The 23,982-nt window shown below is 74.8% G+C and carries 17 protein-coding genes; 5 read left to right on the top strand and 12 right to left on the bottom strand.

Annotated elements, in window-relative coordinates:
* Positions 1-36: 36 nt before the first annotated feature.
* On the bottom strand, positions 37-807 hold the full coding sequence (locus J2S46_RS30570) for a MaoC family dehydratase (protein WP_191287799.1): 771 nt from the start codon (positions 805-807) through the stop codon (positions 37-39).
* A gap of 245 nt (positions 808-1,052) precedes the next feature.
* Positions 1,053-2,420, bottom strand: coding sequence for a 3-oxoacyl-ACP reductase (locus J2S46_RS30565; RefSeq protein WP_191287798.1), 1,368 nt, complete (start codon positions 2,418-2,420; stop codon positions 1,053-1,055).
* Positions 2,421-2,591: 171 nt separating this feature from the next.
* Here J2S46_RS30565 and J2S46_RS30560 point away from each other — a divergent pair, with 171 nt between their 5' ends.
* Entirely contained in the window at positions 2,592-3,935 is a 1,344-nt protein-coding gene (locus J2S46_RS30560; RefSeq protein WP_191287797.1) for an acetyl-CoA C-acetyltransferase, read from the top strand.
* 137 nt (positions 3,936-4,072) lie between these two features.
* Positions 4,073-6,031, top strand: coding sequence for an AMP-dependent synthetase/ligase (locus tag J2S46_RS30555; RefSeq protein ID WP_191287796.1), 1,959 nt, complete (start codon positions 4,073-4,075; stop codon positions 6,029-6,031).
* Between the two features lie 92 nt (positions 6,032-6,123).
* On the opposite strand, the gene J2S46_RS30550 is transcribed toward J2S46_RS30555, so the two are convergent.
* The 10 genes from J2S46_RS30550 to J2S46_RS30505 all read right to left on the bottom strand — a co-directional run bounded on the left by J2S46_RS30550 (position 6,124) and on the right by J2S46_RS30505 (position 18,567).
* Entirely contained in the window at positions 6,124-9,063 is a 2,940-nt protein-coding gene (locus J2S46_RS30550; protein ID WP_229911952.1) for a penicillin acylase family protein, read from the bottom strand.
* Between the two features lie 171 nt (positions 9,064-9,234).
* Positions 9,235-10,203, bottom strand: a complete 969-nt coding sequence (locus J2S46_RS30545) for an esterase/lipase family protein (RefSeq protein WP_191287795.1) — start codon at positions 10,201-10,203, stop codon at positions 9,235-9,237.
* A 320-nt stretch (positions 10,204-10,523) separates the two neighbouring features.
* Positions 10,524-11,681, bottom strand: a complete 1,158-nt coding sequence (locus tag J2S46_RS30540) for an FAD-dependent oxidoreductase (RefSeq protein ID WP_191287794.1) — start codon at positions 11,679-11,681, stop codon at positions 10,524-10,526.
* 280 nt (positions 11,682-11,961) lie between these two features.
* Complete coding sequence (locus J2S46_RS30535; protein WP_191287793.1) at positions 11,962-12,687, bottom strand: TetR/AcrR family transcriptional regulator; 726 nt, start codon at positions 12,685-12,687, stop codon at positions 11,962-11,964.
* A 402-nt stretch (positions 12,688-13,089) separates the two neighbouring features.
* Entirely contained in the window at positions 13,090-13,620 is a 531-nt protein-coding gene (locus J2S46_RS30530) for an HPP family protein (protein WP_191287792.1), read from the bottom strand.
* Between the two features lie 270 nt (positions 13,621-13,890).
* On the bottom strand, positions 13,891-14,058 hold the full coding sequence (locus tag J2S46_RS30525) for a hypothetical protein (RefSeq protein ID WP_191287791.1): 168 nt from the start codon (positions 14,056-14,058) through the stop codon (positions 13,891-13,893).
* A 391-nt stretch (positions 14,059-14,449) separates the two neighbouring features.
* Positions 14,450-14,947, bottom strand: a complete 498-nt coding sequence (locus J2S46_RS30520) for a cupredoxin domain-containing protein (protein WP_191287790.1) — start codon at positions 14,945-14,947, stop codon at positions 14,450-14,452.
* A 354-nt stretch (positions 14,948-15,301) separates the two neighbouring features.
* The gene (locus J2S46_RS30515; protein ID WP_191287789.1) at positions 15,302-15,640 is read right to left on the bottom strand and encodes a winged helix-turn-helix domain-containing protein; all 339 of its coding nucleotides are present in this window, start codon (positions 15,638-15,640) and stop codon (positions 15,302-15,304) included.
* Positions 15,637-16,392 carry a hypothetical protein gene (locus tag J2S46_RS30510; RefSeq protein ID WP_191287788.1) on the bottom strand — a complete coding sequence of 252 codons (756 nt, stop codon included), beginning with the start codon at positions 16,390-16,392 and terminating at the stop codon, positions 15,637-15,639. The genes J2S46_RS30515 and J2S46_RS30510 overlap by 4 nt, the downstream gene beginning before the upstream one ends.
* A gap of 96 nt (positions 16,393-16,488) precedes the next feature.
* Positions 16,489-18,567 carry a SpoIIE family protein phosphatase gene (locus J2S46_RS30505; RefSeq protein WP_229911950.1) on the bottom strand — a complete coding sequence of 693 codons (2,079 nt, stop codon included), beginning with the start codon at positions 18,565-18,567 and terminating at the stop codon, positions 16,489-16,491.
* A 337-nt stretch (positions 18,568-18,904) separates the two neighbouring features.
* Here J2S46_RS30505 and J2S46_RS30500 point away from each other — a divergent pair, with 337 nt between their 5' ends.
* Genes J2S46_RS30500 through J2S46_RS30490 form a run of 3 tightly spaced genes read left to right on the top strand, consistent with a single transcriptional unit; the run spans position 18,905 to position 23,974 of the window.
* Entirely contained in the window at positions 18,905-20,485 is a 1,581-nt protein-coding gene (locus J2S46_RS30500) for a leucyl aminopeptidase family protein (RefSeq protein WP_191287786.1), read from the top strand.
* Positions 20,475-22,121: an AbgT family transporter gene (locus tag J2S46_RS30495; RefSeq protein ID WP_191287785.1), complete on the top strand. Its 1,647-nt coding sequence runs from the start codon at positions 20,475-20,477 to the stop codon at positions 22,119-22,121. Before J2S46_RS30500 ends, J2S46_RS30495 begins: the two co-directional genes overlap by 11 nt.
* Before the next feature lie 44 nt (positions 22,122-22,165).
* Positions 22,166-23,974 (top strand): SLC13 family permease, encoded by a 1,809-nt coding sequence (locus J2S46_RS30490; RefSeq protein WP_191287784.1) that lies wholly within the window; start codon positions 22,166-22,168, stop codon positions 23,972-23,974.
* The last annotated feature ends 8 nt before the right edge of the window (positions 23,975-23,982 follow it).

Below are 23,982 nucleotides of genomic sequence, written 5' to 3'. Positions count from 1 at the left end.
CCACCGCCGGGCCACGGGGCCGGGCCGGGGGCGGCCTCAGAGCGCCTCGGCCCGGCCCCGCAGGTGCGTCCGGCCGTCCGCCACCCCGGCCAGCGCGAAGCCGATGCTCCGGCCGTCCGGCGCCCGGCCCACGCCCAGCCGGACCTCCGAGGGCAGCGGCACCGGCGCCCGGAACGCCACCTCGACCCGCACCGCCGCCGGCAGCTCCGGACCCAGCGCTTCGAGCACCCGGGCCTTGGTCCACATCCCGTGCGCCACAGCCCGGCGGAAGCCGAACAGCCGTGCCGTCCACGGGTGCAGGTGGATCGGGTTGCGGTCACCGCTGACCGACGCGTAGCGCCGGCCGGCCCCGGCCGGCAGCTGCCACCGGGCCGCCTCGGCGAACGGCGGGGCGCCGGCCCCCGGTCCGGGCGGCGGGCCGCCGGCCCCTGGACGACCCGGTTCGGTCGGGTGCCGTCGCAGGTAGCTGCTGGAGGAGTGCCAGACCAGGTCGCCGCCGGTGTCGCTGGACACCTCGGCGAGCACGTCGAACACCGTCCCGCGCGCGTGCGGGCGCAGGTCGGCCGTCCGCACCCGGACGGTGAGGCGCTCGTCCGCCCGGATCGGCCGGAGCCGGGTGAGAGTGTTGGCGGTGTGCACCAGGCCCGGCGCCGGCAGCGGGAAGCCCGGCGCGGTCATCAGCGCCAACGCGGCCGGGAAGGCCAGCAGATGGGGGTAGGCCGGCGGCAGGAACTCCCCCGGGACGCCCCCGCAGACCCGGGCGTAGCGGGCCAGCCGGCGCCGGTCGACGGAAAGTCCCGGCAGCACCAGCTCGACCGGCGGCAGCGTGCCGGACGGGACGCCCGGACGCCCGGTACCGCGCCCCGCCGCACCGCCCGCAGGTAGGACGGCAGCACCCCCGGCGGACGGGCCAGGCGCCGGGTCGCGTAGCCGGCCTCGGAGCCGCGAACCTGGGAGCTGCCGTCCTCGGGGCTGCCGACCTCGGGGCTGTCCGCTTCTGACATCGTGTCCTCCTTGCCGAATGAGCCCGGCAGCGCCGGTCGGGCCGCCGCTCAGGCGCCGATCAGTGACTGGCCGCAGACCCGGAGCACCTGGCCGGTGACCCCCGCGTTGGCCGGGTCGGCGAGCCAGCGGACCGCCTCGGCGACGTCCACCGGCAGGCCGGCCTGGCCGAGGCTGTTCATCCGGCGGCCGGCCTCCCGGACCGTCCACGGCATCCGGGCGGTCATGTCGGTCTCGATGAACCCGGGGGCGACCGCGTTCACGCGTACGCCGCGCCCGGCCGACGCCGGGGCCAGGGCGCGGACCAGCCCGATCAACCCGGCCTTGGCCGCACCGTAGTTGGTCTGGCCCCGGTTGCCCGCGATGCCGCCGATCGAGGACGTGCAGACCAGCGCCCCGCCGTCGCGCAGCACCGGGCCGCCCGGACCGTCGGCGAGGAGGGCGGCGGTGATCCGTTCGACCGCGCCGAGGTTGACGTCCAGGACGGTGTCCCATTCCGTGCGGGTCATCCGGGCCAGCGTCCGGTCACGGGTGACGCCGGCGTTGTGCACGAAGACGTCCACCCCGCCGTGCCGCTCCCGCAGGTGCGCCGCGATCACCTCCGGAGCGTCGGCGGCCGTCACGTCGACGGCCAGCGCGGTACCGCCGATCCGGGCCGCCGTACGCTCCAACTCCTCGCGGCGGGCAGGCAGGTCCAGGCAGAGCAGGTGCGCACCGTCGCGGGCGAGCAGCTCGGCGACCACCGCGCCGATGCCGCGCGCCGCACCGGTGACGGCGACCGTCCGCCCGGCCTGCGGCGCCCCCGCCCGCGCCGACGGGAAGGCGCCCACCGGTGGGCCGACCCGGACGACCTGCCCCGAGACGTAGGCCGAGCGGCGCGAGAGCAGGAAGCGCAGCGGGGAGTCCAGCGCCTGCTCCGCGCCGGGATCGGCCCTGAGCAGCTGGCAGGTGCCGCCCCGGCCCAGCTCCTTGCCGAGCGAGCGGGTGAACCCCTCCAGTGCCTGTGCCGCCGTCGCCGCGCCCGCCGAGCCGGCCGCCTCCGGCACGTCGCCGGCGATCACCACCCGCCCGCCCACCGGCAGCCCGCGGACCAACGGGTGCCCGAACTCGTACAGTTCGGCCAGCGCGGCCGACCCGCTGAGCCCGGTGGCGTCGAAGACCAGGGCCGCCGGAGCGGGCACGTGCTCCGGGCCGTCCGCACCGTCCCCGCGCAGCACCGGGACACCCGCCCCCCGGAGGATGCCGGCCAGCGCCGGACCGAGCCGTCCGGCGTCCGTACCGCCGAGCAGGACCGGGCCGGCGATCTCCGGCCGGCCGGGTTCGTGGCGGGGCAGTTCGACCGGGCCTTGGACGCCCAGGCGTCGCAGCAGGGCCCGGCCGGGGCTGCTGGAGGTGAACCTCTGCAGAACGTCGGCCATGAAGTCAACACTCCTTACTCTCTAGTAAGTTTACCGGAGAGTAAATACCCTGGGCCCGGTCGGGCGCCAGCCCCCGACCCGCCGTCGCGCCGGCACCGGCGCCCACCGTCCCCACCGGCGGCCCGGACCCTGGCGCCGTACCCCGGTCCCCGTACCCCAGGAGGAACACCGATGACCCGGACCGTACGCCGCGTTGCGATCATCGGGGGCAACCGCATCCCCTTCGCCCGGGCCGCCGGGCCCTACGCCCAGGCCTCCAACCAGGAGATGCTCGGCGCCGCCCTGGACGGCCTGGTCGAACGGTACGGCCTGGCCGGCGTCCGGCTCGGGGAGTTCGCGGCCGGCGCGGTGCTCAAGCACGCCCGGGACTTCAACCTCGCCCGCGAGGTCGTCCTCGGCAGCCGGCTCGACCCCCGGACACCCGCCTACGATCTCCAACAGGCCTGCGGCACCGGCCTGGAGACGGTGGCGCTGACCGCCGCCAAGATCGCCCTCGGGCAGAGCGAGTGCGCCGTGGCCGGGGGTGTGGACACCGTCAGCGACGCCCCGATCGGCCTCAACGACGACCTGCGCCGGCTGCTGCTCAAGGTACGGCACGCGCCCTCGGCCGCCCGGCGGGTCGGCGGCCTGCTCGCCGGGTTGCGCCCCGGCCAGCTGCGCCCGGACGCCCCCGCCAACTCCGAACCGCGCACCGGGCTCTCCATGGGCGAGCACGCGGCGGTGACGGCACTGGAGTGGGGCATCGGCCGCACCGAACAGGACGAACTCGCGGCCGCCAGCCACCGGCGGCTGCACGCCGCGTACGAGCGGGGGTTCTTCGACGACCTGGTCACGCCCTACCGGGGGCTCACCCGCGACCAGAACCTGCGGCCCGACTCGACGGTCGAGCGGCTCGCCCGGCTGAAGCCGGTGTTCGGCGAGGGCCTTCGGGACCCCTTCGGGACCCGCCCGGGCGCGCCCGCCGGGGCCACCATGACGGCGGGCAACTCCACCCCGCTCAGCGACGGCGCCTCGGTCGTCCTGCTCGCTTCCGAGGACTGGGCCGCCGCCCGCGGCCTCACCCCGCTGGCCTACCTGGTGGACACCGAAGTGGCCGCCGTCGACTTCGTCACCGGCCGGGACGGACTGCTGACCGCCCCGGTCTTCGCGGTACCCCGGCTGCTGGCCCGCAACGGGCTCACCTTCGCCGACCTCGACCGCTACGAGATCCACGAGGCGTTCGCCTCGCAGGTGCTGGCCACCCTGAAGGCCTGGGAGGACGAGGCCTTCTGCGTGGATCGGCTCGGCCTGCCGGACGCGCTCGGGCCGCTGGACCGGGCGCGCCTCAACGTCACCGGGTCCTCGCTGGCCGCCGGACACCCGTTCGCGGCCACCGGCGGGCGGATCACCGCGACCCTGGCCAAGCTGCTGCACGAACTGCGGGCGGACGCCGCGGCCCCCGGCCGGCCGGTGCGCGGCCTGATCTCCGTCTGCGCCGCCGGCGGCCAGGGCATCGCGGCCCTGCTGGAGGCCTGACCCCCTGCCCGGCCGCCCCGCCCCACCCAGCCCCGGCCCCGGCCCCAGCCCCAGCCCCAGCCCCAGCGGGATGCAACAACACCCGACCGACGCGAGCAACCGTCACGTCCCCACCCGAGCCAGCACCGGAGGCACCCATGGGAATCCCCCTCACCCGGGCCAGTCGCACCGACCGCCTGCGAGCGGCCGCGGTCGTGGAGGTCACCCGCGAAGGCCCGGTGGTGGTCGAGGCCCACCGCCCGCACCTAGTCCCCGCGAGCAGTCGCGGCAGCCTGGCCGACCTGCCCTTCCGCAACGCCGCCGAGGCGCCGGACGCGGTGGTCCTCTCCCGCCGGACCGCCGCCGGCACGTGGACGGACGTCACCGCCGCCGCCTTCGCCGCGGAGGTGAGCGCCGCCGCCAAGGGCCTGGTCGCCGCCGGCATCGCACCGGGCGACCGGATCGCCCTGATGGCCCGTACCTGCTACGAGTGGACTCTGCTGGACTTCGCCGCCTGGGCCTGCGGCGCGGCGGTGGTGCCGGTCTACCCGTCGGCCGCCGCCGAGCAGGCCGAGTGGATCCTGCGCGACTCCGGCGCGGTCGCGGTGGTCGCCGGGGACGCGGCCTGCGCCCTCGTCCTGGGCGAGACGCTGGCGGCGATGCGGGCGACCGGGACGGCCCAACCGGTGCTGTGGCGGCTGGACCAGGGCGCGGTGGCGGAGCTGGCCGCCCGGGGAGCGACCGTCCCGGACGGAGAACTGGTGCACCGCCGGGCGCTGCAGACCCCGGCCACCGAGGCCACCGTGATCTACACCTCCGGGACCACCGGCCGGCCCAAGGGCTGCCCACTCACCCACGGCAACTTCCTGGACGAGGCGGCGAACTGCCACGCACTGCTGCACCCGGTCTTCGAGGCGGTCTCCGACGAGCCTGCCGCCACCCTGCTCTTCCTGCCGCTGGCCCATGTGCTGGGACGGATGATCCAGGTCGCCTGCGTGCACGCCCGGATCCGGATCGGCCACAGCCCCTCGCTGAAGCCGGCCGAACTGCGGCCCGACCTGGCCGGGTTCGGCGCGACCTTCCTGGTCGGGGTGCCGTACCTGTTCGAGAAGATCCACCAGCTGGGGCGGGTCGAGGCCGAACGGCGGGGCGCGGGCCGGGTGTACGACAACGCCGTCCGGGCCGCCGTCCGGTACGGCCGGGCGGAGCTGGCGGCACTGGCCGGCGAGGGCCCGCGCCCGCCGCTGCGCGAGCGCGCAGCGCACCGGCTGTACGACCTGCTGGTCTACCGCAAGGTGCGGGCCGCGCTGGGCGGCCGGGTCCGCTACGCGATCAGCGGCGGCTCCTCGCTGGCCCCGGAGCTGCTGCTGTTCTTCGCCGGTGCGGGCGTGCTGGTCTACGAGGGCTACGGCCTCACCGAGACCACCGGCCCCTCCACGGTCAACCCGCCGCTGGGGCCCCGGCCCGGCACGGTCGGGCAGCCGGTGCCCGGCTCCGCCGTGCGGATCGCGCCGGACGGCGAGGTCCTGCTCAGCGGCGGCCAGGTGTTCACCGGCTACCGGGGCCCGGGCGGGCGTGCCGCCCTGACGGACGGCTGGTTCGCGACCGGCGACCTGGGGCGGCTGGACGAGGACGGCTACCTGACCGTCACCGGCCGCAAGAAGGAGATCCTGGTGACCAGCGGCGGCAAGAACGTCAGCCCGGCCCCGATGGAGGACCGGCTGCGCGCCCACCCCCTGATCGGCCAGTGCCTGGTGGTCGGCGACGGCCGCGCCTACGTCGGCGCCCTGGTCACCCTGGACACCGAGGCGGTCGAGCAGCACCTCGCGCACCTCCCCGCCGACGCCCGCCGCGCGGCGCCGGTCACCACCTCGGACGGGCGGCCGAACGGGCAGTTGAGCAGCGCCGTCCCGCTCCACCCGACCGTGCTGGCGGCGGTCGAACGCGCGGTGCTGGCGGTCAACACCTCGGTCTCCCGGGCCGAGTCCATCCGCCGGGTTCGGATCGTGGCGGGCGACTTCACCGAGGAGCGCGGCCTGCTCACCCCCTCGCTGAAGGTCAAGCGCCAGGCGGTGCTGGCGGCGTACCGGGAGGACGTCGCCCGGCTCTACGGCTGAACCCCGGCGCCACCGCTCCCGGCGCCGCAGTTCGCCGCAGTTCCCGGGCCTCCTCCCCCGAACCGGCGGGAGGAGGCCCGGGCCGCGCACGGTCAGCGGTGGCTCTGGAACTGCACCACCTGCTGGTACGTGGGCCGGTTCTGCCAGGTGCTCCCGGCGTCGGTCACGCCGCCCAGCGGACGCTGGACGATGGTGTCGGCGCACCACTGGTCACCGGCCGCGCAGTCGGCGTCCCCCGGGTAGACCTGCGCGGCGGTCCGGCCGGCGGCCTGCTTGAGGCTGTCCAGCAGGGCCTGCCGGCAGGCGCTCAGTTCACCGCCGCCGCAGAACGGCCGGGCCAGCGGGCCCGCCACCGGCTCGCCGAGGACGGACCTCAGGTCCTTGTCGACATAGCTCCACCAGCCGTACTGGAAGGCGGAGCCCTTGTGCGGCACCGACTCGTTGGCGGAGACCGGGCCGCCGCCGAGCGGGCCGCTCTGGCCGCCGGAGGGCGACTCGTTGATCTGGATCGCGCCGGCCAGTGCCCCGAACAGCTGGTCCCCCATGCCCGGACGGAACTCGGCCTCGGCCAGCAGCGGCCACCAGGCGTCCAGGATCCGGATCGCCTCGGCGTCGGCGTAGCCGTGGCTGCCGGCCGAGGTCTCCCGCCGCAGCCCGCCCGCGGCCTGCCAGGCCGCCAGCTTCTGCACCGCGGCGGCCTGCGCCGGGTCGGTGACCGGCGCGCTGCGGATCACCCGCAGCAGGTCGGGCAGCACGTCCTCGGCCCGCAGGTCCGTCAGCGCCGCGCTCTCCATCGCCTGGACCAGCGTGGTCCGGCCGACCTTCGTCCCGCTCGTGACCAGGGCCTTCACCCGGTCGTCCAGCAGGTCCCCCCGGTGCACGGAGCCGTTGCCGAAGCCGGCCGGGCCCACACCGTCCGCCTGCTTGTTGTTCCAGGAGATGTAGTAGTCCTGGTCGACGGACTGCGGGTGCCGGTCGGCCGGGGTGTACCGCGCGGTGTTCGCCACCGGATCGAAGTCCTGCCACTCGTAGGCGGGTTGGGCGAGCACCGGCAGGCCGGGGTCGACCCCGTCGGCGCGCACCGGATTGCTTCCGGAGTTGTAGTACGCGGTGTGCGCGGAGTCCGCGTAGAACCAGTTGAAGGTGTAGTTGATGTTCTGCGCGGCCAGCTGGAAGCTCGCCGGATCGTGCACCGCGGCCGGGTCGTTGAGCATCTGGAAGCCCACGATCGAGTCGGCCTCGTGCCGGTAGGTGGAGCGCAGCGAGGTGAAGGCGACGGGCCGGCCGCCGACCGTCCCCCGGGCCGAGACCAGCCCGTACGCGGTCCGGTTCATCACCAGCGTGTAAGAGCCGGCCGCGGTGCCGTCGGCGGTGGTCGGCGCCCAGGCGTTCTTCCGCTCCAGCCGCTCCATCGGCGTGCAGGTGCCGTGCCACAGGTAGGAGTTGGCGGCGAGGGTCACCGGCGTGCCGTCGGTGGTGCAGAGCGGTACGGCGTAGGTGTCGGTGATGTCCTGGCCGGCCGAGGTGGCGCTCCAGGCGTAGTCCTGGCCGCGGCCGAGCTCCACGTAGAAGCTCAGCCCGGCGAAGGCCGCGCCGCGGGCGCTGATGCCGGGGCCCTGGAGTTCCTCCAGCATCAGGAGCTGCGGCGCGAAGTAGCCGGTCTGCGGGCCGAACACGGCGACCGGGTGGCCGTCGTCGGTGTACTTCCCCGACACCACCAGGGCGTTGGACATGCCGTGCTTGGCGGTCAGCAGGTTGCCCGGCAGCACGCCCGCGGCGGCGGTCGGGGCGGCGGAGGCGCCGGTGCCGGTGGCGTCGTGGACCATCTGCTCGGGGACGACCGAACCGGGGTCGGGCAGCGCGGTGCCCCTCGGGTTCGCGGGCGGCTGCGCGTACGGGAAGCTCTGCCCGTCGTGCAGGGTCCGGACCGCCTCCGGGTCGTCGGCCTCGCGCAGCGAGGTCCAGAGGGCGTCGCCGGCGGCCGGCCCGTACTTCGCTCCGGCGGCCGACTTCACCTGGGCGGAGGCGAGTTCACCGCCTCCGCCGGAGCCGAACAGGGCGCCGACCACCGAGGCGAGGGCCACCAGGTCGGTCAGCTGGAAGTGGTCGATCCCGCCGGCGTTGGTGAACCAGTCGATGTGGCCGGTCAGGTCGTACTCGCCGGGGAAGGTCCGCTCGCGGTAGACCTTGTCGATGTAGGTGTTGATGCCATCCAGGTAGGCCTGGGCGTCGGCGAGGGCCTGCCGGGCGCGCGGACCGGTGCCGAAGGCGCTGTCCACCTGCTGCTGGAGTTCGGCCTCGGTGTAGGGCGCGGCCTGCCAGAAGCTCTGCTCCAGCTGCCGGTTGGCGGCGGCTCCGCCGGCGAAGCCGGAGAGCTGGCCGCGGCCGACGTGGCGGAACAGGTCCATCACCCAGAGGCGGTCCTGGGCGGCCGCGTACCCGGCGCCGTACTCGGTGCCGTAGCGGGTGGTGCCGGTGATGTGCGGGACGCCGGTGGCCTTGTCCCGGACGATGGTGACGTCCGGCCGGGGACTGATGCTGCCTGCCACCTGACCGGCCGGCACGCCGAACGAGGCGTCGTTGAAGAAGCTGCCCAACTGCGCGGCGGTGAGGGTGGGGTAGGCCTGGGCGAGGGCCGCGTAGGGGGCGAGCTGGTCGTCGGTGTGGGCCGGGCGGGTGCCGAAGGCGCGGTTGCCGAGGATGTCCGCGAGGGTCGCGTTGCCGTTCTCGCCGGGCGGCAGGATGTCGAGGCACCGGCCGCCACAGAGGTCGGTCGCGGCGGCGGGGGCGCCGACCGAGGGGGTCGGGGCGGCGAGTGCGAGGACCGTGGCGGCGACGGCCAGGAGGGCGGCGGCCCGCCGGCGCGGGTGCCGCTGCCGCGGGCGGCCGGCGGCGGTACGGGCAGCGGTACCGGTGCTGGTACGGGCGGTGGCGGTTCGCGGCAGCGGCCGGCCCGGCGTGTCCGGGTGCGGCGCGTGCGGGCGGTGCTTGCTCAGGCGCGGAGTCCTCAGGTGCGGTGTCCTCAGGTGCATTCCCAACTCCTCAAGGCGGGATTCAGGACGGCGGCGGCCGGTGGACCGGCCACAGGCCCCCGCCCGCGCGGGGCGGGCGGGGGCCATCGGGCGGGGCCGTCCGAGGTGGGGGCCTCGGGGCCCCGAACGGGGCTACGGGTACCGGGGACCGGACTGCGGCCCCGGGCCGGTTCAGCCCGTGAGGTTCGCCCAGCAGTCGGCCTCACCGACGTGGGCCGGGTCGAGCGCGTGCCGGATCTCGTGCCGCACCACCGGGTCGAAGGCCATCAGCACGTGGTCCGGGCTGTTGGCCGGGCAGAGGTCCTGCACCAGCACGTTGTGCACGTCCGGCCCGCTCAGTGCCTGGGTCCGGTACGGGGTCACCACCTCGTCGTAACGGGTGTAGATGACGGTGTACGAGACGCCCGGGACGGTGTCGCCACCGGCGTTGAGCCGGGTGAGGACGTCCGATCCGACGACCTGGTCCGCGCAGGCGGGGCAGGCGGAGCCGACGATGTCCATGGCGCCGGGGATGGACTGCGCGAGGGTGGCCAGGCCGAGCAGCGTCGTCCCGTGGTTGCTGGGGGCGAGGCCCACCAGGGTGTGCACCTTGGCCGCGCCGCCCTCGAACTTCAGGTAGTAGCGCGGCGTCAGGCCGCCGCCCTGGCTGTGCCCGACCAGGTCGGCCTTGGCCGCGCCGGTCGCGGCCAGCACACCGTCGACGAAGGTGGCGAGTTGGCGGGCCGAGTCCGGCACCGGCGCGATCGCGCGCAGGATCGGGATCCCGGGCTGCTCGCCGTAGGTCAGCGCGAAGACGCAGTAGCCCTCGGCGGCGAGTGCGGGGGCGATGGGCAACCAGTTGACGGAGCCGTTGGCGAAGGTCCCGTGCACCAGCACGACCGGGCGGGGGTGGGCCGCGCTCGGCCGGCAGGACCAGTTGTTGGCGCCCGGCACCAGCGGGGCGGCCAGGGCCTTGGCGGCCGCGACGGGGTCGGTGGCGGTGGTCCGGGCGGTGCCGGCCTGGGCAGGGGCGGCGGCGATCACGGTGGCCGCGAGCAGGCCGAGACCGGCGAGTGCGGTGCCGATCCGACGGCGGATGCCGGTACCGGTACGGGTATCGGATCTGGCTCCGGGCAGCACGGGGTGGGGGGTTCCAGGCATGACTGTCCTTCGGGTGGGGGTCGAGGCATGCATGCACTCCGAGGCGGCGAACTCCGCCTACGCACGGGTAAGTTACCGAGGAGTCAGAACCTTGGCCAGACTTCTCACACGCCTGATGTCGAGGACCTGCCAGCGCCGGACCACGTGCCCTTGGTCACAATCGGGTGCCACCGGCCCGAACCCCGCCACCCCGTTCCCACTGCCTTCACCACCCGACCGGCGACGCGAGCACCGCGCCCAGCCGGCCCGGCCCGGCCCGGCATCCCAAGCACGCGCCCGGCCCGCCGCCGAACTCCGGTGCCCAGCCGATGGCCCGCCGGTCAGCCGGCCTGGCCCGGGCCGCCGGCGAACATGTCGAGCAGACCCTGCGGCGCGTCCTCCCGGAAGCAGAGCACCAGGCCCTCGGCCGACGCGGCCGCGGCGGCGGTGGCGCGCGGCAGGAGCGCCTTCTCGTACGCGGCGAGGGCCGCCTCGGTGTCGCCGGGGTGCGCGGCTACGGCTTCGCCAAGTTCGGCCCCGTCGAGCATGGCCATGTTGGCTCCCTCGCCCGCGAACGGGGACATCACATGGGCGGCGTCGCCGAGCAGGGTGACTCCGGGGGTGCGCTCCCAGCGGTGGCCGACCGGCAACGCGTGCACCGGGCGGGGGACGAGCAGGCCGTCGGCGTCGGCGACCAGCGCGCGCAGCCGCTCGTGCCAGCCGGTGAAGTGCTCCAGCACGGCCGCCTTGGCCACCCGGGTGTCAGGGTCGGTGAAGTCCACGCCGGAGATCCAGTCCTCCGGCGCCCTGAACGCGGTGTAGACGTGCAGGCTGCCGTCCGGCTCCCGGTGGGCGAGGAAGCCGCGGTCCTCCCCCAGCGCGAAGAACATGCCGCCGCCGAGCAGGGCGGCGCTCCCGGGGTGCCGCTCGTCGGCGTCGCGCAGCTCCAGCTCGACGAAGGACACGCCGGTGTAGCGCGGGAGCGCGTCGGAGACCAGCGGGCGGATCCGGGACCACGCCCCGTCCGCGCCGACCAGCAGGTCGGTGCTGAGGACGGTGCCGTCGGCGAAGGTCACCTCGTGGCGGCCGCCGCCCACCGCGCGGGCCCCGGTGACCTTGGCACCCCAGCGGACGGTGCCCGCCGGCAGGGAGTTCAGCAACAGGTCGCGCAGATGTCCGCGCTCGACCTCGGGGCGGTCCCCGTCGCCCTCGTCCTCCTCGTCGAGACGGACGACCGCGTGCCGGTCGAGGACCCGCACGGCCTGCCCGCCGAGGTGGACGAGCGGGCGGAACTCCTCCAGCAGCCGGGCGGCGGACAGCGCGGCCTGGCCGGACTCCAGGTGGATGTCGAGCATGCCGCCCTGGGCGCGGGCGGTCGGCGAGACGTCCAGGTCGAAGACCGCGGCCTCGATGCCGTGGACATGCAGGACCCGGGCCAGGGTGAGGCCGCCGAGGCCGGCGCCGACGATGAGGACGGGGTGGTGGGTGACGGTGGTCATGATGCTGTCTCCTTGGCTCGGCGGGGGTCCTCAAGGACCCGGGCGTTCGGGCGTTCGGGCGTTCGGGGCGCTCCGGGCGCTCGGAGTACGACACGACGCGCCTGGACGCGACGGGGTAGGGGCCCGGCGGCGGCACCGGCCCTACGGGTGTGGATCACAGGTACGGACTGCGGAGGCCGGGCCCTCAGGGCACGGCGGGACAGGGGGCCGGCATCGGAACCGGCCCCGCGGTGGCCCGCCGAGAGAGGCGGACCGCTGGAGGCGGGACTACCGCCGGCACTCAGCCGCGGTCGTCACCGCCCGGCGCGGCGGCGGACTCGACGGCCGCCGGCACGGGGGTGTGCACGATGCCGTTGATCAGCATCTGGAAGCCCCAGGAACGGCGTGCCGAGGGCGGACCCGCGAGCAGGCCGAGGCCGAGCGCGGCGATGTGCGGGTGCGTCCCCGCGAAGGCCTCCCGCAGCACCCTGGCCAGGGTGTCCATCTCCTCCTGAGCATCGGGGGAGCCGACCCGGGTGGAGTGCTCCGCGGCGGTGGCGGTGGCGTGCTGCAGCAGCACGTCCACGCCCCAGGCCGCCTGCCCGGCCGGGACCCCACCCTCGGCCAGCAGGGCCAGCACACGCTCGATCAGGTCGAGGTAGTGCGGACCGCTGGGACGCGCCACCAGAGCGGACTGGGCCAGGCTCGGATGGGCGAAGAGCATGTCGGTGTAGGAGCCGAGCAGCTGCTCCAGCCGCTCGCGCCAGGTCCCGTCCGCGGCGGGCGGCGGGACCGTCCCGAGCAGCTCGTCCAGGATCGCCGCGTGCAGCTCCGCGGTGTTGCGGACGTAGACGTACAGCGAGGCCGGCCCGGTGTCGAGCTCCTGCGCCAGGCGACGCATGGTGACCTTCTGCAGGCCCTCTTCGCGCATGATCCCGACGGCGGCCGCCACGATGCCGTCCCGGGTGAGGGCGGGCTTCGCGGGGCGCTCCCGACGACTGTGGGGAGTACCGGAGTGTGCTGTCATCCCCCCAAGATAACGAACATGTTCGTTCGAGGTCAGTTGCCATGCCTCAACTCTAACGAACATGTTCGTCACGAACAAGTACGGGACGAACAGGTACGGGACGAACAGGTACGGGACGAATGCGATCGCTACGAACGTGATCGCCACAGTCACGATCGTCACGAACCTGTTCGGCATGAACGCCAACGCCAATGCCACGAACACATTTGCGGCCCCGCTGACGCCACGAACACGATCGCTACGTACGCGGCCGTCACGAACGCGATCGCTCATGCCCACGGGGCACGAGGTCTGGGCACTGTGCACGGGCCCGGACGGACGCGGGCCCGGCCCCGGACGCGGACGCGGGCACGAAAAAAGCGCCCCGCAGGGCGCTTCCGAAGGCGAACGGCAGCGCTGCCCTCACCACCAGTAGGACGGATAGGCCGGGACGCCGCGCTTGGCACGGGTGGCGGCCATCGCCGCCAGCACGATCAGGACGGTCGCGGCCAGCAGCAGCGGCAGGAAGCGGGCCGGCCTCGGCGCCTGGAGCACCACGATCACGGCGGTCGCGACCGCCGGCGTGTGCTGCGTCCGGCTCAGCATCATCACGGCCAGCGCCAGGCCGCCGGCCAGGGCCGCGGCCCAGGTCGCGCTGCCGAGCACGGCCAGCACGGCGAACCCGGTGAGCGCCGCCAGCAGGTGACCGCCGACCAGGCTGCGCGGCTGCGCCAGCGGCAGGGCCGGGGTGCTGTGCACCAGGGCGGCACTGGCCGCCAGCGGCGGGATCAGCATCGGCTGGTGCAGCAGCGCCCCAGCGGCGACGATCAGCAGCAGCACCGATATCGACGAGGTGGTCGCGTGCAGCATGGTGCCCAGGCTCGGCGAGGCGGGTGCCCTGCTGACCGGCGGCCGCAGGGCAGGGCGGGATCGGGTGGCCTGGTCGGTGCTCATGTGCGCGGTACTCCGGAATGCTCCGGACGTCACTGGCCCGGGGTTGGACGGGGGTCGGGAACGGCCCGGCACCACCGCGACAGCTCCACGCGGCGGGCCCGCGTGATCGACGCGGCGGGGCCATACGCTCGGCTCCGGATCCCGGACGGCGCAGTCCATTGGTGGACAAATCTACCCGTCCTGCCGCTTTGCGCCGCACCCGGGGGCCCTCACCCCTCCCCCGGCCACCTCTCCCCCGGCCACCCCGCCCCCCGTCGACCCCGCCCCCGGTCACCCGGCCCGGACCTCGGCCCCGCACCGATGGCAGACCGCCGGCGGCGCCGTGTCCAGCACCGCGTCGCACTCCGGGCAGACCCGGTTCAGCCAGCAGGCGGCCTCGCCGCCCTCCGGCTCCGGCCCGGCGGTCCGAGCGGCCGCCGGCTCGTCCTCTTCGCTCATGTCGACACCGTACGTCGAGGCAGGACGCCCCCGGGACGCTCCGCCGCGGGCTGCGACTTCCCGGGCCGCAACGACCTGAACCGCAACGCCCCGGGCCGCGACGACCGGGCCGCGCCGGGTCCGTGACGGGGCGGGGCAGGGTGCCCGCGTCCATGGGCCGGCCCGCCGGGCCGCTCCCCACCGGGCCGGACCGTTCCCGACCGGACCCTTCCCCACCGGGCCGGACCGTTCCCGACCGGACCGTTCCCGACCGGGCCCTTCCCCACCGGGCCGGACCGTTCCCGACCGGACCGTTCCCGACCGGACCCTTCCCCACCGGGCCGTTCCGCACCGGGCCTCCGGGATCCCGCCGGGCCTCCCGGATCCCGCCGGACGGCCTCGAACGCTGCCGCTACTGCACCGTCAGGGTGCCGTGCATGTACGTGTGGATGCTGCAGATGTACCGGTACTCGCCGGGCGTGGTCGGGGCGGTGAACGTGGTGGTCCCACCGCCGGCGATGTCGCCGGTGTCGAAGAGGCCGTCGGTGACGGAGGTGACGGTGTGCGCGGTGCTGTCCTGGTTGATCACGGTCACGGTCGCGCCGGGGGCCACCGTCACCCCGACCGGGTTGAACGCGAAGTCCTTGATGGTGACGGTGACGGCGGTCGCCGGGTTCCCGCCGGGCGAGGCGGACGCCGAGCCGGACGCGGAGCCGGACGCCGAGGGGCTTGCGGAGCCGGCGGACGGCGAGGGTGTGCCGGCGGTGGTGGGTGTGGTGTCCGCGGTGGCGGGCGCCGGGGTGCTCGGGGTGCTCGGCTTGCTGGAGGAGCAGCCGGTCAGGCCCAGCAGGGCGAGGACGGTGACGGCCGTGAGGGCGGTCCGCCACCGGCGGGGGTTGGTGGGCAGCATGGTGCTCCGGCCTTTCGGGTCCGCGCCCGCCGGGAGGCGGGCCGCCGGTGGCCAGACTCCCGCAGGCCGGCGGCCGGGAGCGGGTCCACCCACCCGTCGGGCCTCCCCGTCACCCGAACGGGCGGCCGCCGTTCGCCCGGTCGGCCCCAGCCCCACCACCGCCCCATCCGATCCCCCTGCCCCTCTGCCCCGCTGCCCCCTACCCCTCCCCTCGCCCCGTCTCCCGACCTTCCGGCCCCGCCCTGCTGCGCAGGCCCATCGAGCCGCGAGCCGACCCGACCGACCCGACGGACCCGACGGACCCGACCGACCCGACCGACCCGACCGACAGGGCCCGCCTCACCCCTACCCCGACTACGAACCCGGGGCTGAACTGCCGTGCTCGATCTGGTGGATGAGTCGCTTGAGCTGGGTGACCTCGTCCTGGAGCGCACGGTCGCCGGCCGGGGTGAGGGAGAGCCAGGTGCGGGCGCGCTTGCCCTCGTAGCCCTTCTCCACCTCGATCAGTCCGGCCTTCTCCAGGACGGCCAGGTGCTGGCTGAGGTTTCCGGCGGTGAGGCCGAGCGCCGTCCGCAGGAATCCGAACTCGACCCGTCGGGCCTGGTGGGCGACGGTGAGGATGCCCAGGCGGACGCGCTGATGGACCACGTCGTCCAGGCCGTTGACCGGGTGCTGACCAGGTTCGGCGGTCATGACGTCCTGCGCTGACGGGACGGCTCGGCCAGGCGGAAGCCGAGGGCACCGAGCAGCAGGAGCAGGCCGGGGACGCCCAGCCGGGGCAGGGCGGACCAGGGCGATGCCGCGAGGCTCCCGGCCCAGCCGGTGCTGAGCGGTACCAGTTCGACGGCCAGGTACACCGCGGTGAGCAGAAGCAGCGCGCGGCTGCGTTCCACCCAGGACAGCACCAGCAGCGGCAGCCCGATGGCCGCGGCGTTCCCGGTGAACCGTTCGAGGAAGGCCGTCGTCCCCGAGGCGGGATCGAGCCGCAGGCCCCAGAAGTCGAGCGGGTCGCCGGGCTGCGGGAATCCCTGCCGGAGGCTCCAGAACGCGGTGGCCGCAGCCAGGCCCGCCAGGGCCGCCCCGACGAGGATGTACGGCCGGACCGGGGTGCCGACCCCGCGACTGCGCGAGCGGCGGACGTAGAAGACCGCGATCGCCGTGTAGGCCAGGCCGAGGCCGAGGGTCCAGTAGAGCGGGGACCCCTGCGTGACGAGGGTGCAGCTCGTGGGGACGTCCGACGAGCCCGGGACCGGCGGGCAGGTGGTGACGGTCCGGACGCTGGTGGTGAGGCGGGCGACCAGGATCCCGCCGAGGGTCAGCACGCCGAACAGCAGGAGGGGGAACCAGGCGCCGCGCTGGGCGGCCCGGACCTGGCGGGTCAGCTCGCCGAGGCCGGCGAGGACTTCGCGGGGGGTGCCCGATGACGGTACAGATGCGTCTGTCATACAGTCAGCTTTGCACTGCAAACCAGTTGTGACAAGAGACCTGTTCGAGGGCACAGCACCGCCCCCGCACCCACGCCGGAGGAAGCCCCCGTCCCGTCAGGACGCCCCCGGCAGCGGCTGCTCGGCCCAGATCGTCTTGCCCTCGCGGAGATACCGGGTACCCCAGTGGGCGCTGAGCTGCATCACGATGAACAGCCCCCGGCCGCCCTCGTCGGTACTGCCGGCCTGCCGCAGGTGCGGAGCGGTGTTCGTCCGGTCGGACACCTCGCAGATCAGGGTGCGGTCCCGGATCAGGCGCAGCTGGACGGCGCCCTTGCCGTAGCGGATGGCGTTGGTGACGAGTTCGCTGACGATGAGCTGGGTGCTGTACACCAGGTCGTCCAGCCCCCAGGCGACGAGCTGGCTCTCGGCCAGCTCGCGGGCCTGGGAGACGACGGCGAGGTCGTCGGGGAAGGTCCAGGCGGCGACGTTCTCCTGGGCCAGGTGGTGGGTGCGGGCGAGCAGCAGGACGGCGTCGTCGTCGGGCCGGTCCGGTACCAGGGCGTAGACCGCGGAGTCGCAGAGCTCCTGCAGGCTGCGGCCGGGCTGGGCGAGGACCTGGTGCAGGCGTTCCAGCGAGGCGTCGCTGTCGCGGCCCCGGTCGGTGACCAGGCCGTTGGTGTAGAGGGCGATGACGCTGCCCTCGGGCAGTTCGACGGTGGCGGCCTCGAAGCCGGCCCCGCCGACCCCCAGGTGCGGGCCGACGGGCACCTCGAACGGGAGCGCCCGCCCGGCCGGGTCCAGCACCAGGGGCTGCGGGTGGCCCGCCCGGGCGGCGGTGCACCGGCGGGAGACCGGGTCGTAGGTGAGGACGAGGCAGGACGCGATCAGCTCCTCCCCGGGGACGCCGCCGGGGGCCACCGCACTGTCCCGGGCGAGGCGCAGGGCGGTGGTGTCCAGGCGTTCCAGCAGTTCGTCCGGGGGCAGGTCCAGCGCGGCCAGGGTGCGGACGGCGGTGCGCAGCTGGCCCATGGTGGCGGCGGCCTCGACGCCGCGTCCGGCGAGGTCGCCGACGACCAGAGCGACCCTGGCCCCGGAGAGCTGGATGACGTCGTACCAGTCGCTGCCGGCGCCTCCCGTTATGTAGAGGTGGGCGGCGTCCACGGCGGAGACCGACGGGGGCCGCTGGGGCAGCAGGTAGCGCTGGAGTGCCGTGGCGACGGTGCGTTCGCGTGCGTAGCTGCGGGCCTTGTCCAGGGAGAGGGCGGCGCGGGCGGTGAGTTCCCGGGCGAGTTCGAGGTCGTCCTCGTCGAAGGGCTCGGGCCGTTCGTAGCGGTAGTAGGCCGCCAGGCCGAGGACGGTCTCGTGGACGACCAGGGGGACGACCATCAGCGAGTGCACACCGGCGGTCCGCAACCGTTCGGTGGTGGGCACGTCGGCCCTCAGCCAGGGCTCGTCGAACTCGAGGTGCTTGACCAGGCGCGGCCGTACGTCGGCGAGGCTCTGGGTGAACGGGGTCGGGAACGGGAAGGTGTTGAGGCGGCCGATTCGCACCGGGAGTTCGCCGCCGTGGCGGGTGCGGTAGGCGGCACGGCGCAGCGGATGGTCGTGGCCTACCGGGCCCTCGTGGGCGGGGCCGGCCCGCCAGGCCTCGTCGAGGACGTCGACGGTGGTGGCGTCCGCGAAGCGCGGCACCGTGACGTCGGCGAGCTCCTGCGCGGTGGTGGCGAGGTCGAGGGTGGAGCCGATGACCTGGTTGGCCCGGTGCAGGACGGCGAGTCGCTCGGCGGCGGACTCCCGCGCGGTGACGTCCTCGACGGCGACGGCGACGCCGAGCGGTTCGCCCGGCCGGCCGGTGACGCCGTCCTCCAGCCGGTAGAGGGTCAGCGAGAGCACCTGGGCCCGGTCGGGGGCGGCGGCGGGGTGACCGTACAGCAGCCGGCCCGACAGGGTGGCACCGGTGGCGAGCACCTCGCCGGCGAGTCCGGTCAGCTCGGCGGCGGGGAATCCGGGGACGAAATCGGTGAGCCGCCGGCCGATGGCCTCCTCGCCGGGCAGGCAGCGCAGGACGCGGGCGGCGCGGTTGAGCTGCACCAGCCGCAGCTCGCGGTCGAGGACGTACCAGCAGCGCGGCGCCCCGCCGAACAGTGCCGCCAGGAGGGCGGCCTCCCCTTCGTCGCGATCCGAGTCCCGCACCGTGAAACCTCCCGGCAGCCGTACCTGATCCGTGGTGGTCCTTTCCCCCACCATGGCAGAGCGGGAGGGCGGTCGCCCGGTACGAATCGCTGGTGCGTCGCCGCGTCTCGGCCCCGCGGCCGCAGCCGCGCCCAGGCCCTCCCGGCCGGTTCCGGGACACCGCCCGGGGCGGCAGGGCGGCGGGTCGTCCGGGTGCCGGACGAGGCTCACCCGCCCGGCCCAGACAAGGGCCGTCCGGCGGGCGGAGCGGGCCGAAGTGTGAGGAGTCTGGGTTCTCCTCCGCTGCGACGAGTCAGCCCGCCGGCGGGCGGCCCGGGGAGGACGAGAGGAGCAGGGAATGGCAGACCTTCGGGACCGGTTCGACCCGATCCCTTCCTGGGCGCGGCCGCCGGAGGTGCTGGTGGCCGCGTCCGGAGGTGCGCCGGGCGCGGGCGGTCACGGCCTGCTGGGCGTACCGCTGCCGGCCGAGGGGGACGTACCGTCCGAGCTGGGTGCGGGCCGGGAGCAGCTGGCGGCGGCCGGGCTCACCGGCGAGGCGGGCACGGCGGGGCTGCTGGCCGGCACCGGCGACGGCCCGCCGCTGGTGGTGTTCGGCACCGGCGCGCCGGAGGCGCTGGACCCCACCGCCCTGCGGGACGCCGGAGCGGCGTTCGCCGGGGCGGCCGCCCAGGAGGGCCGGCTGGCGCTGCTGCTGCCGGTGGGATCCGGGGTGGCTCCGGCGGCGGCCGCGCAGGCGCTGGTGGAGGGTGTACTGCTGGCGCGCTACCGCTTCGAGGTGCTGAAGCGCTCGCCGCAGGCCGTCCCGGTGGTGGCGCTGACGCTGCTGGTGCCCGGGCCGGACGTGGCGGAGGCCGAGCGGGGCGCGCGGCGCGGCCTGCTGTTCGCGCGGGCCACCATGCTGGCCCGTGACCTGGCGAACTCGCCGCCGAGCCTGCTGACCGCCGCGGTGCTGGCGGAGGTCGCGAGCGGCCTGGCCGCGGACACCGGCCTGACCGCCGAGGTGTTCGACCAGGCGCAGCTGGTGGCGATGGGCTGCGGCGGTCTGCTGGGGGTCAACGCCGGCAGTGCCGACCCGGCCCGGATGATCAAGCTGCGCTACACCCCGGCGGGCGCGGGCCCGGCCGGCGACGGAGCGGCCCGGGTCACGCTGGTCGGCAAGGGCGTGATGTACGACTCCGGCGGGATCAGTCTCAAGCCCGCCGACGCGGTGCACGCGACGATGAAGAACGACATGTCGGGGGCCGGGGCGATCCTGGCGGCGATGTCGGTGCTCCGGGAGCTGGACTGCCCGACGGCCGTGACCGGGTACCTGATGTGCACGGACAACATGCCCTCGGGCACCGCCACCAAGCTCGGTGACGTGCTGTCGATCCGCGGCGGCACCACGGTCGAGGTGATCAACACGGACGCGGAGGGCCGCCTGATCATGGCGGACGCGCTGGTGCTGGCGACCGAGGAGCCCACCGACGCGATCGTGGACATCGCCACCCTCACCGGCGCCGCGATGCGCGCGCTGGGCGCGGAGATCGCCGGGGTGTTCGGCAACCGCCGGCCGCTGGTGGAACAGGTGCTGGCGGCGGCCCGGGCGACCGACGAGCCGGCCTGGCAGCTGCCGCTGGCCCGGCGGTACCGGGCGGAGCTGGACTCGGACGTGGCCGACGTCAAGAACATGGGCGGTCCGAACGGCGGCGCCATCCATGCCGCGCTGTTCCTGGAGGACTTCGTCGCCGGGGCGCCGTGGGCGCACCTCGACATCGCCGGGCCGGCCCAGAACGACCGTGCGACCGGCTGGCGGCCCAAGGGCTGCACCGGGTTCGGGGCGCGGCTGCTGGCGGAGTTCCTGCTGGGCTTCACCCCGCCCGGGCGCCCCGAGCCGGGCTCCGGCGAGGGCGGAGAGGCGGCCCGCGATGAGCGGTGAGGCGGTGCCAGCGGGCCGGACCCGCGGGCAGCGGATGCTGGACGGCATCGAGAAGATCGGCAACAAGGTCCCGCACCCGGCGATGATCTTCATCGGGCTCTGCGCCCTGGTGATCGTGCTCTCGGCGATCCTGGCCGCCTTCGACGTCTCGGTCACCTACGACGCCGCCGAGCCGGCGCCCGTCCCCGTGCACGAGGTGTACGACGGAGGCACCGACTACCCGTCCAACCAGGTGCCGCCGGTCTCGAACTACGACCACCCGTACGAGATCCACCAGGAGACCACGAAGATCGAGAGCCTGCTGACCGGGGACGGCGTCAGGTTCATCTTCACGTCGGCGACCACCAACTTCACCAACTTCGGCGTGGTCGCGGTGATCCTGGTCGCGATGGTCGGGGTGGGCCTCGCCGAGGAGGCCGGCCTGATCGGCGCGCTGATCCGCAAGCTCGTCCGGGTGGCCCCGCCGGGCAGCCTGACCTTCATCATCGTGCTGCTCGGCATCCTGTCCAGCATCGCCTCGGACGCCGGCTACCTGGTGCTGATCCCGCTGGGCGCGGTGGCCTTCATGAGCGTCGGGCGCCATCCGCTGGCGGGCCTGGCCGCCGCCTTCGCGGGCGTCGGCGCGGCATTCGGCGTGAACGTCCTGATCACCCCGGTCGACGGGATCATCACCGAGATCACCAACGAGGCGGTCGCGCTGGTCAAGCCCGGCGAGTCGATCAACCTCACCGCCAACCTCTACTTCGGCATCGCCTCGACGCTGTTCCTCGCCGTCGTCATCACCGTGATCACCGAACGGATGGTCGAACCCCGGCTGGGTGCCTACACCGAGGTGCCGGAGGTCGAGGACGTCACCGAGGCCGAGATCAGCGTCGAGGCGGAGGGCCGCGGCCTGCGGTACGCGCTCTACGGCCTGCTGGTGGTGGCGGTGGCGGTCTCGCTGCTCTCCTTCGTCCCGGGGGCGCCGCTGCGCAACCCGGAGACCGGCAGCCTGTTCGACGACTCGCCGTTCATGGACGCGCTGATCTTCATCATCATGCTGCTGTTCCTGGTCGCCGGCCTCTGCTACGGCGCCGGGGCCAACACGCTGCGGGGCACCAGCGCCGCGATGGAGGCCATCACCAAGACCTTCGCGGGCCTCGGCGGGCTGATCTTCCTGTTGTTGATCATCGCCCAGTTCATCGCCTACTTCAACTACAGCAACATGGCGACGATCGCCGCCGTCAAACTGGCGGACGTCCTGGAGGGCATCGACGTCGGGCCGCTCTGGCTGCTGCTGGGCCTCATCCTGGTCACCCTGATCCTGGACCTGATCATCCCCGGGGTGATCCCCAAGTGGGCGATCCTGGCGCCGGTGTTCGTCCCGCTCTTCCTGCGCCTGGGCATCGCCCCGCAGACCGTGCTGGCGGCCTACCGGATCGGCGACTCGCCCCCGAACGTGATCACCCCGCTGATGGTGTACCTGCCGTTCATCGTCCTGCTCACCCAGAAGTACAAGAAGAAGTCCGGCGTCGGGACCGTGGTGTCGCTGATGATGCCGTACGCGATCCTGGTGGCGGTCGCCTGGGTCGTCCTCTTCGTCGTCTGGTACCTGATCGGCATCCCGCTCGGACCGGGCGCGCCGGTCGACGCCTAGGGCGTGGCCGGCCGGAGCAGGGCGCCGCGGGGGGACGTGACGCCATGAGCGATGCCGCCGTCTGCCTGACCGTCCTCGCGGCCGTGATCGTGCTCTTCGTGTGGAACCGGCTGCCGGTGGAGGCCGTCGCGTTCGGCTCGGCGCTGGTGCTGTACGCCACCGGCGTGCTGGACGCCGGGGAGGTCTTCGCCGGCTTCGGCGACCCGGTGGTGACCTTCGTCGCCGCCCTGTTCGTGGTGAGCGCGGCGCTGCAGGCCACCGGGCTGACCGCCTGGGCCGGGCGGCGGCTGAGCGGGCGCGGCGGCGGGCCGGCCCGGCTGGTCGTGCTGGCCATGCTGCCCGCCGCCGGGCTGACCGCGCTGATCACCGTCACGGGGGCGGTGGCGGCGCTGCTGCCGCTGGTGGTCATGCTGGCCACCCGGGCCGGACTGCCGCCCTCCCGGCTGGTGCTGCCGCTCGTGTACGCCGGGCACGCCGGGTCGCTGCTGCTGCTGATCGGCTCCCCGATCAACGTGATCGCCTCGGAGGCGGCGGCCGAGAGCGGCGGGCATCCGTTCGGCTTCTTCGACTTCACCGTGGTGGGCCTGCCGGTGCTGGCCGGGACGGTCGGGCTGACGGTGCTGTTCGGGCACCGGCTGCTGCCGCGGCGCACCCCTGGCTGCATCCCGTCCGACCTGAGCCGGCACGCCCGGACCCTGATCGCCCACTACGGGCTGGAGCAGGGCGCGGCGAGCCTGCAGGTGCCGGCCGGCTCCGGGGCCGTCGGGCTGGCCGCCGAGGAGCTGACCGCGGGCGCGCCGGCCGGGCTGGCCGTGGTCGGCGCGCTCACCGCCGACGGGCACGATCCGCGCGGGGACGGGGCCCTGCAGGCCGGCGACATCCTGATCGTCCGCGGGGAGCGCGCCGCGACCGAGGAGTTCGCCGCCGCGTACGGGCTCGGGCACCTGCCCGCGCCGCTGCGCGAGCACCTGGCGGACGTGCTGGTCAACCGGGACAGCGGGCTGGTCGAGGTGGTGGTCAGCCCCCGCTCCACCCTGATCGGGGAGCGGGTCTTCCCCGGGATGGCCACCGCAGACGGGGACTTGGTGATCCTCGCCGTCCACCGCTCGGGGCGGGAGGCCGGCCCCGAACGGGCCGCCCTGCGGGCCGGTGACACCCTGCTGGTGCAGGGCGGCTGGCAGGCGCTGGACCGGGGGCTGGAGCCCGCCGCGGACGTCCTGGTGGTCGACTCCGCCGCCGAGGTCAAGGCGCAGCTGGCACCGCCCGGGGCGCCCGCCCGGCGGGCCCTGGCCGTGCTGGCCGGCATGGTGCTGCTGCTCGCCACCGGCGCCGTGCCCGCCGCCGTGGCGGGCCTGCTGGCGGCGCTCGCCGTGGTGCTGCTGCGGGTGCTGACGCCCGAGCAGGCCTACCAGGGGATCTCCTGGACCACCGTGGTCATCGTCGGCGGGCTGTTCCCGCTGTCGGTCGCGATCCAGCGCTCGGGCGCCGCCGACGACATCGCGCACCTGGTCGTCCGGGCGGCCGGTGGCAACGGCCACCTGCTGCTGCTCGGGGTCTTCCTGCTCACCGCCGTGCTCGGGCAGTTCGTCAGCAACATGGCCACCGCCCTGATCGTGGTGCCGATCGCGGTCTCGGCGGCGCAGGACGCCGGCGTCTCCGTCCAGCCGCTGCTGATGTGCGTGGCGGTGGCCGCGGCGGCCGCCGTCCTGACCCCGGTGGCGACGCCCGCGAACATGATGGTGATGGGCGCGGGCGGCTACCGGTTCGGGGACTACTGGCGGTACGGCCTGCCGGTGCTGGGCTGGTTCCTGGTCGTCACGCTGACGGTGGTGCCGCTGGTCTGGCGGTTCTGACGGCGCGG

Origin of the sequence: Kitasatospora herbaricolor (genome assembly GCF_030813695.1) — a bacterium.
Classification (GTDB): Bacteria; Actinomycetota; Actinomycetes; order Streptomycetales; family Streptomycetaceae; genus Kitasatospora; species Kitasatospora herbaricolor.
Note: the sequence above shows the minus strand (reverse complement) of the source record. Positions and strands in the feature narration are given on the sequence as shown.

Bases quoted from the DNA above. Each gene is read 5' to 3' on its own strand.
- J2S46_RS30540 (WP_191287794.1), bottom strand. From the start codon at position 11,681: ATGACCACCGTCACCCACCACCCCGTCCTCATCGTCGGCGCCGGCCTC.
- J2S46_RS30535 (WP_191287793.1), bottom strand. From the start codon at position 12,687: ATGACAGCACACTCCGGTACTCCCCACAGTCGTCGGGAGCGCCCCGCG.
- J2S46_RS30555 (WP_191287796.1), top strand. From the start codon at position 4,073: ATGGGAATCCCCCTCACCCGGGCCAGTCGCACCGACCGCCTGCGAGCG.
- J2S46_RS30490 (WP_191287784.1), top strand. From the start codon at position 22,166: ATGAGCGATGCCGCCGTCTGCCTGACCGTCCTCGCGGCCGTGATCGTG.
- J2S46_RS30520 (WP_191287790.1), bottom strand. From the start codon at position 14,947: ATGCTGCCCACCAACCCCCGCCGGTGGCGGACCGCCCTCACGGCCGTC.
- J2S46_RS30550 (WP_229911952.1), bottom strand. From the start codon at position 9,063: ATGCACCTGAGGACACCGCACCTGAGGACTCCGCGCCTGAGCAAGCAC.
- J2S46_RS30545 (WP_191287795.1), bottom strand. From the start codon at position 10,203: ATGCCTGGAACCCCCCACCCCGTGCTGCCCGGAGCCAGATCCGATACC.
- J2S46_RS30510 (WP_191287788.1), bottom strand. From the start codon at position 16,392: ATGACAGACGCATCTGTACCGTCATCGGGCACCCCCCGCGAAGTCCTC.
- J2S46_RS30515 (WP_191287789.1), bottom strand. From the start codon at position 15,640: ATGACCGCCGAACCTGGTCAGCACCCGGTCAACGGCCTGGACGACGTG.
- J2S46_RS30530 (WP_191287792.1), bottom strand. From the start codon at position 13,620: ATGAGCACCGACCAGGCCACCCGATCCCGCCCTGCCCTGCGGCCGCCG.
- J2S46_RS30495 (WP_191287785.1), top strand. From the start codon at position 20,475: ATGAGCGGTGAGGCGGTGCCAGCGGGCCGGACCCGCGGGCAGCGGATG.
- J2S46_RS30565 (WP_191287798.1), bottom strand. From the start codon at position 2,420: ATGGCCGACGTTCTGCAGAGGTTCACCTCCAGCAGCCCCGGCCGGGCC.
- J2S46_RS30560 (WP_191287797.1), top strand. From the start codon at position 2,592: ATGACCCGGACCGTACGCCGCGTTGCGATCATCGGGGGCAACCGCATC.
- J2S46_RS30525 (WP_191287791.1), bottom strand. From the start codon at position 14,058: ATGAGCGAAGAGGACGAGCCGGCGGCCGCTCGGACCGCCGGGCCGGAG.
- J2S46_RS30500 (WP_191287786.1), top strand. From the start codon at position 18,905: ATGGCAGACCTTCGGGACCGGTTCGACCCGATCCCTTCCTGGGCGCGG.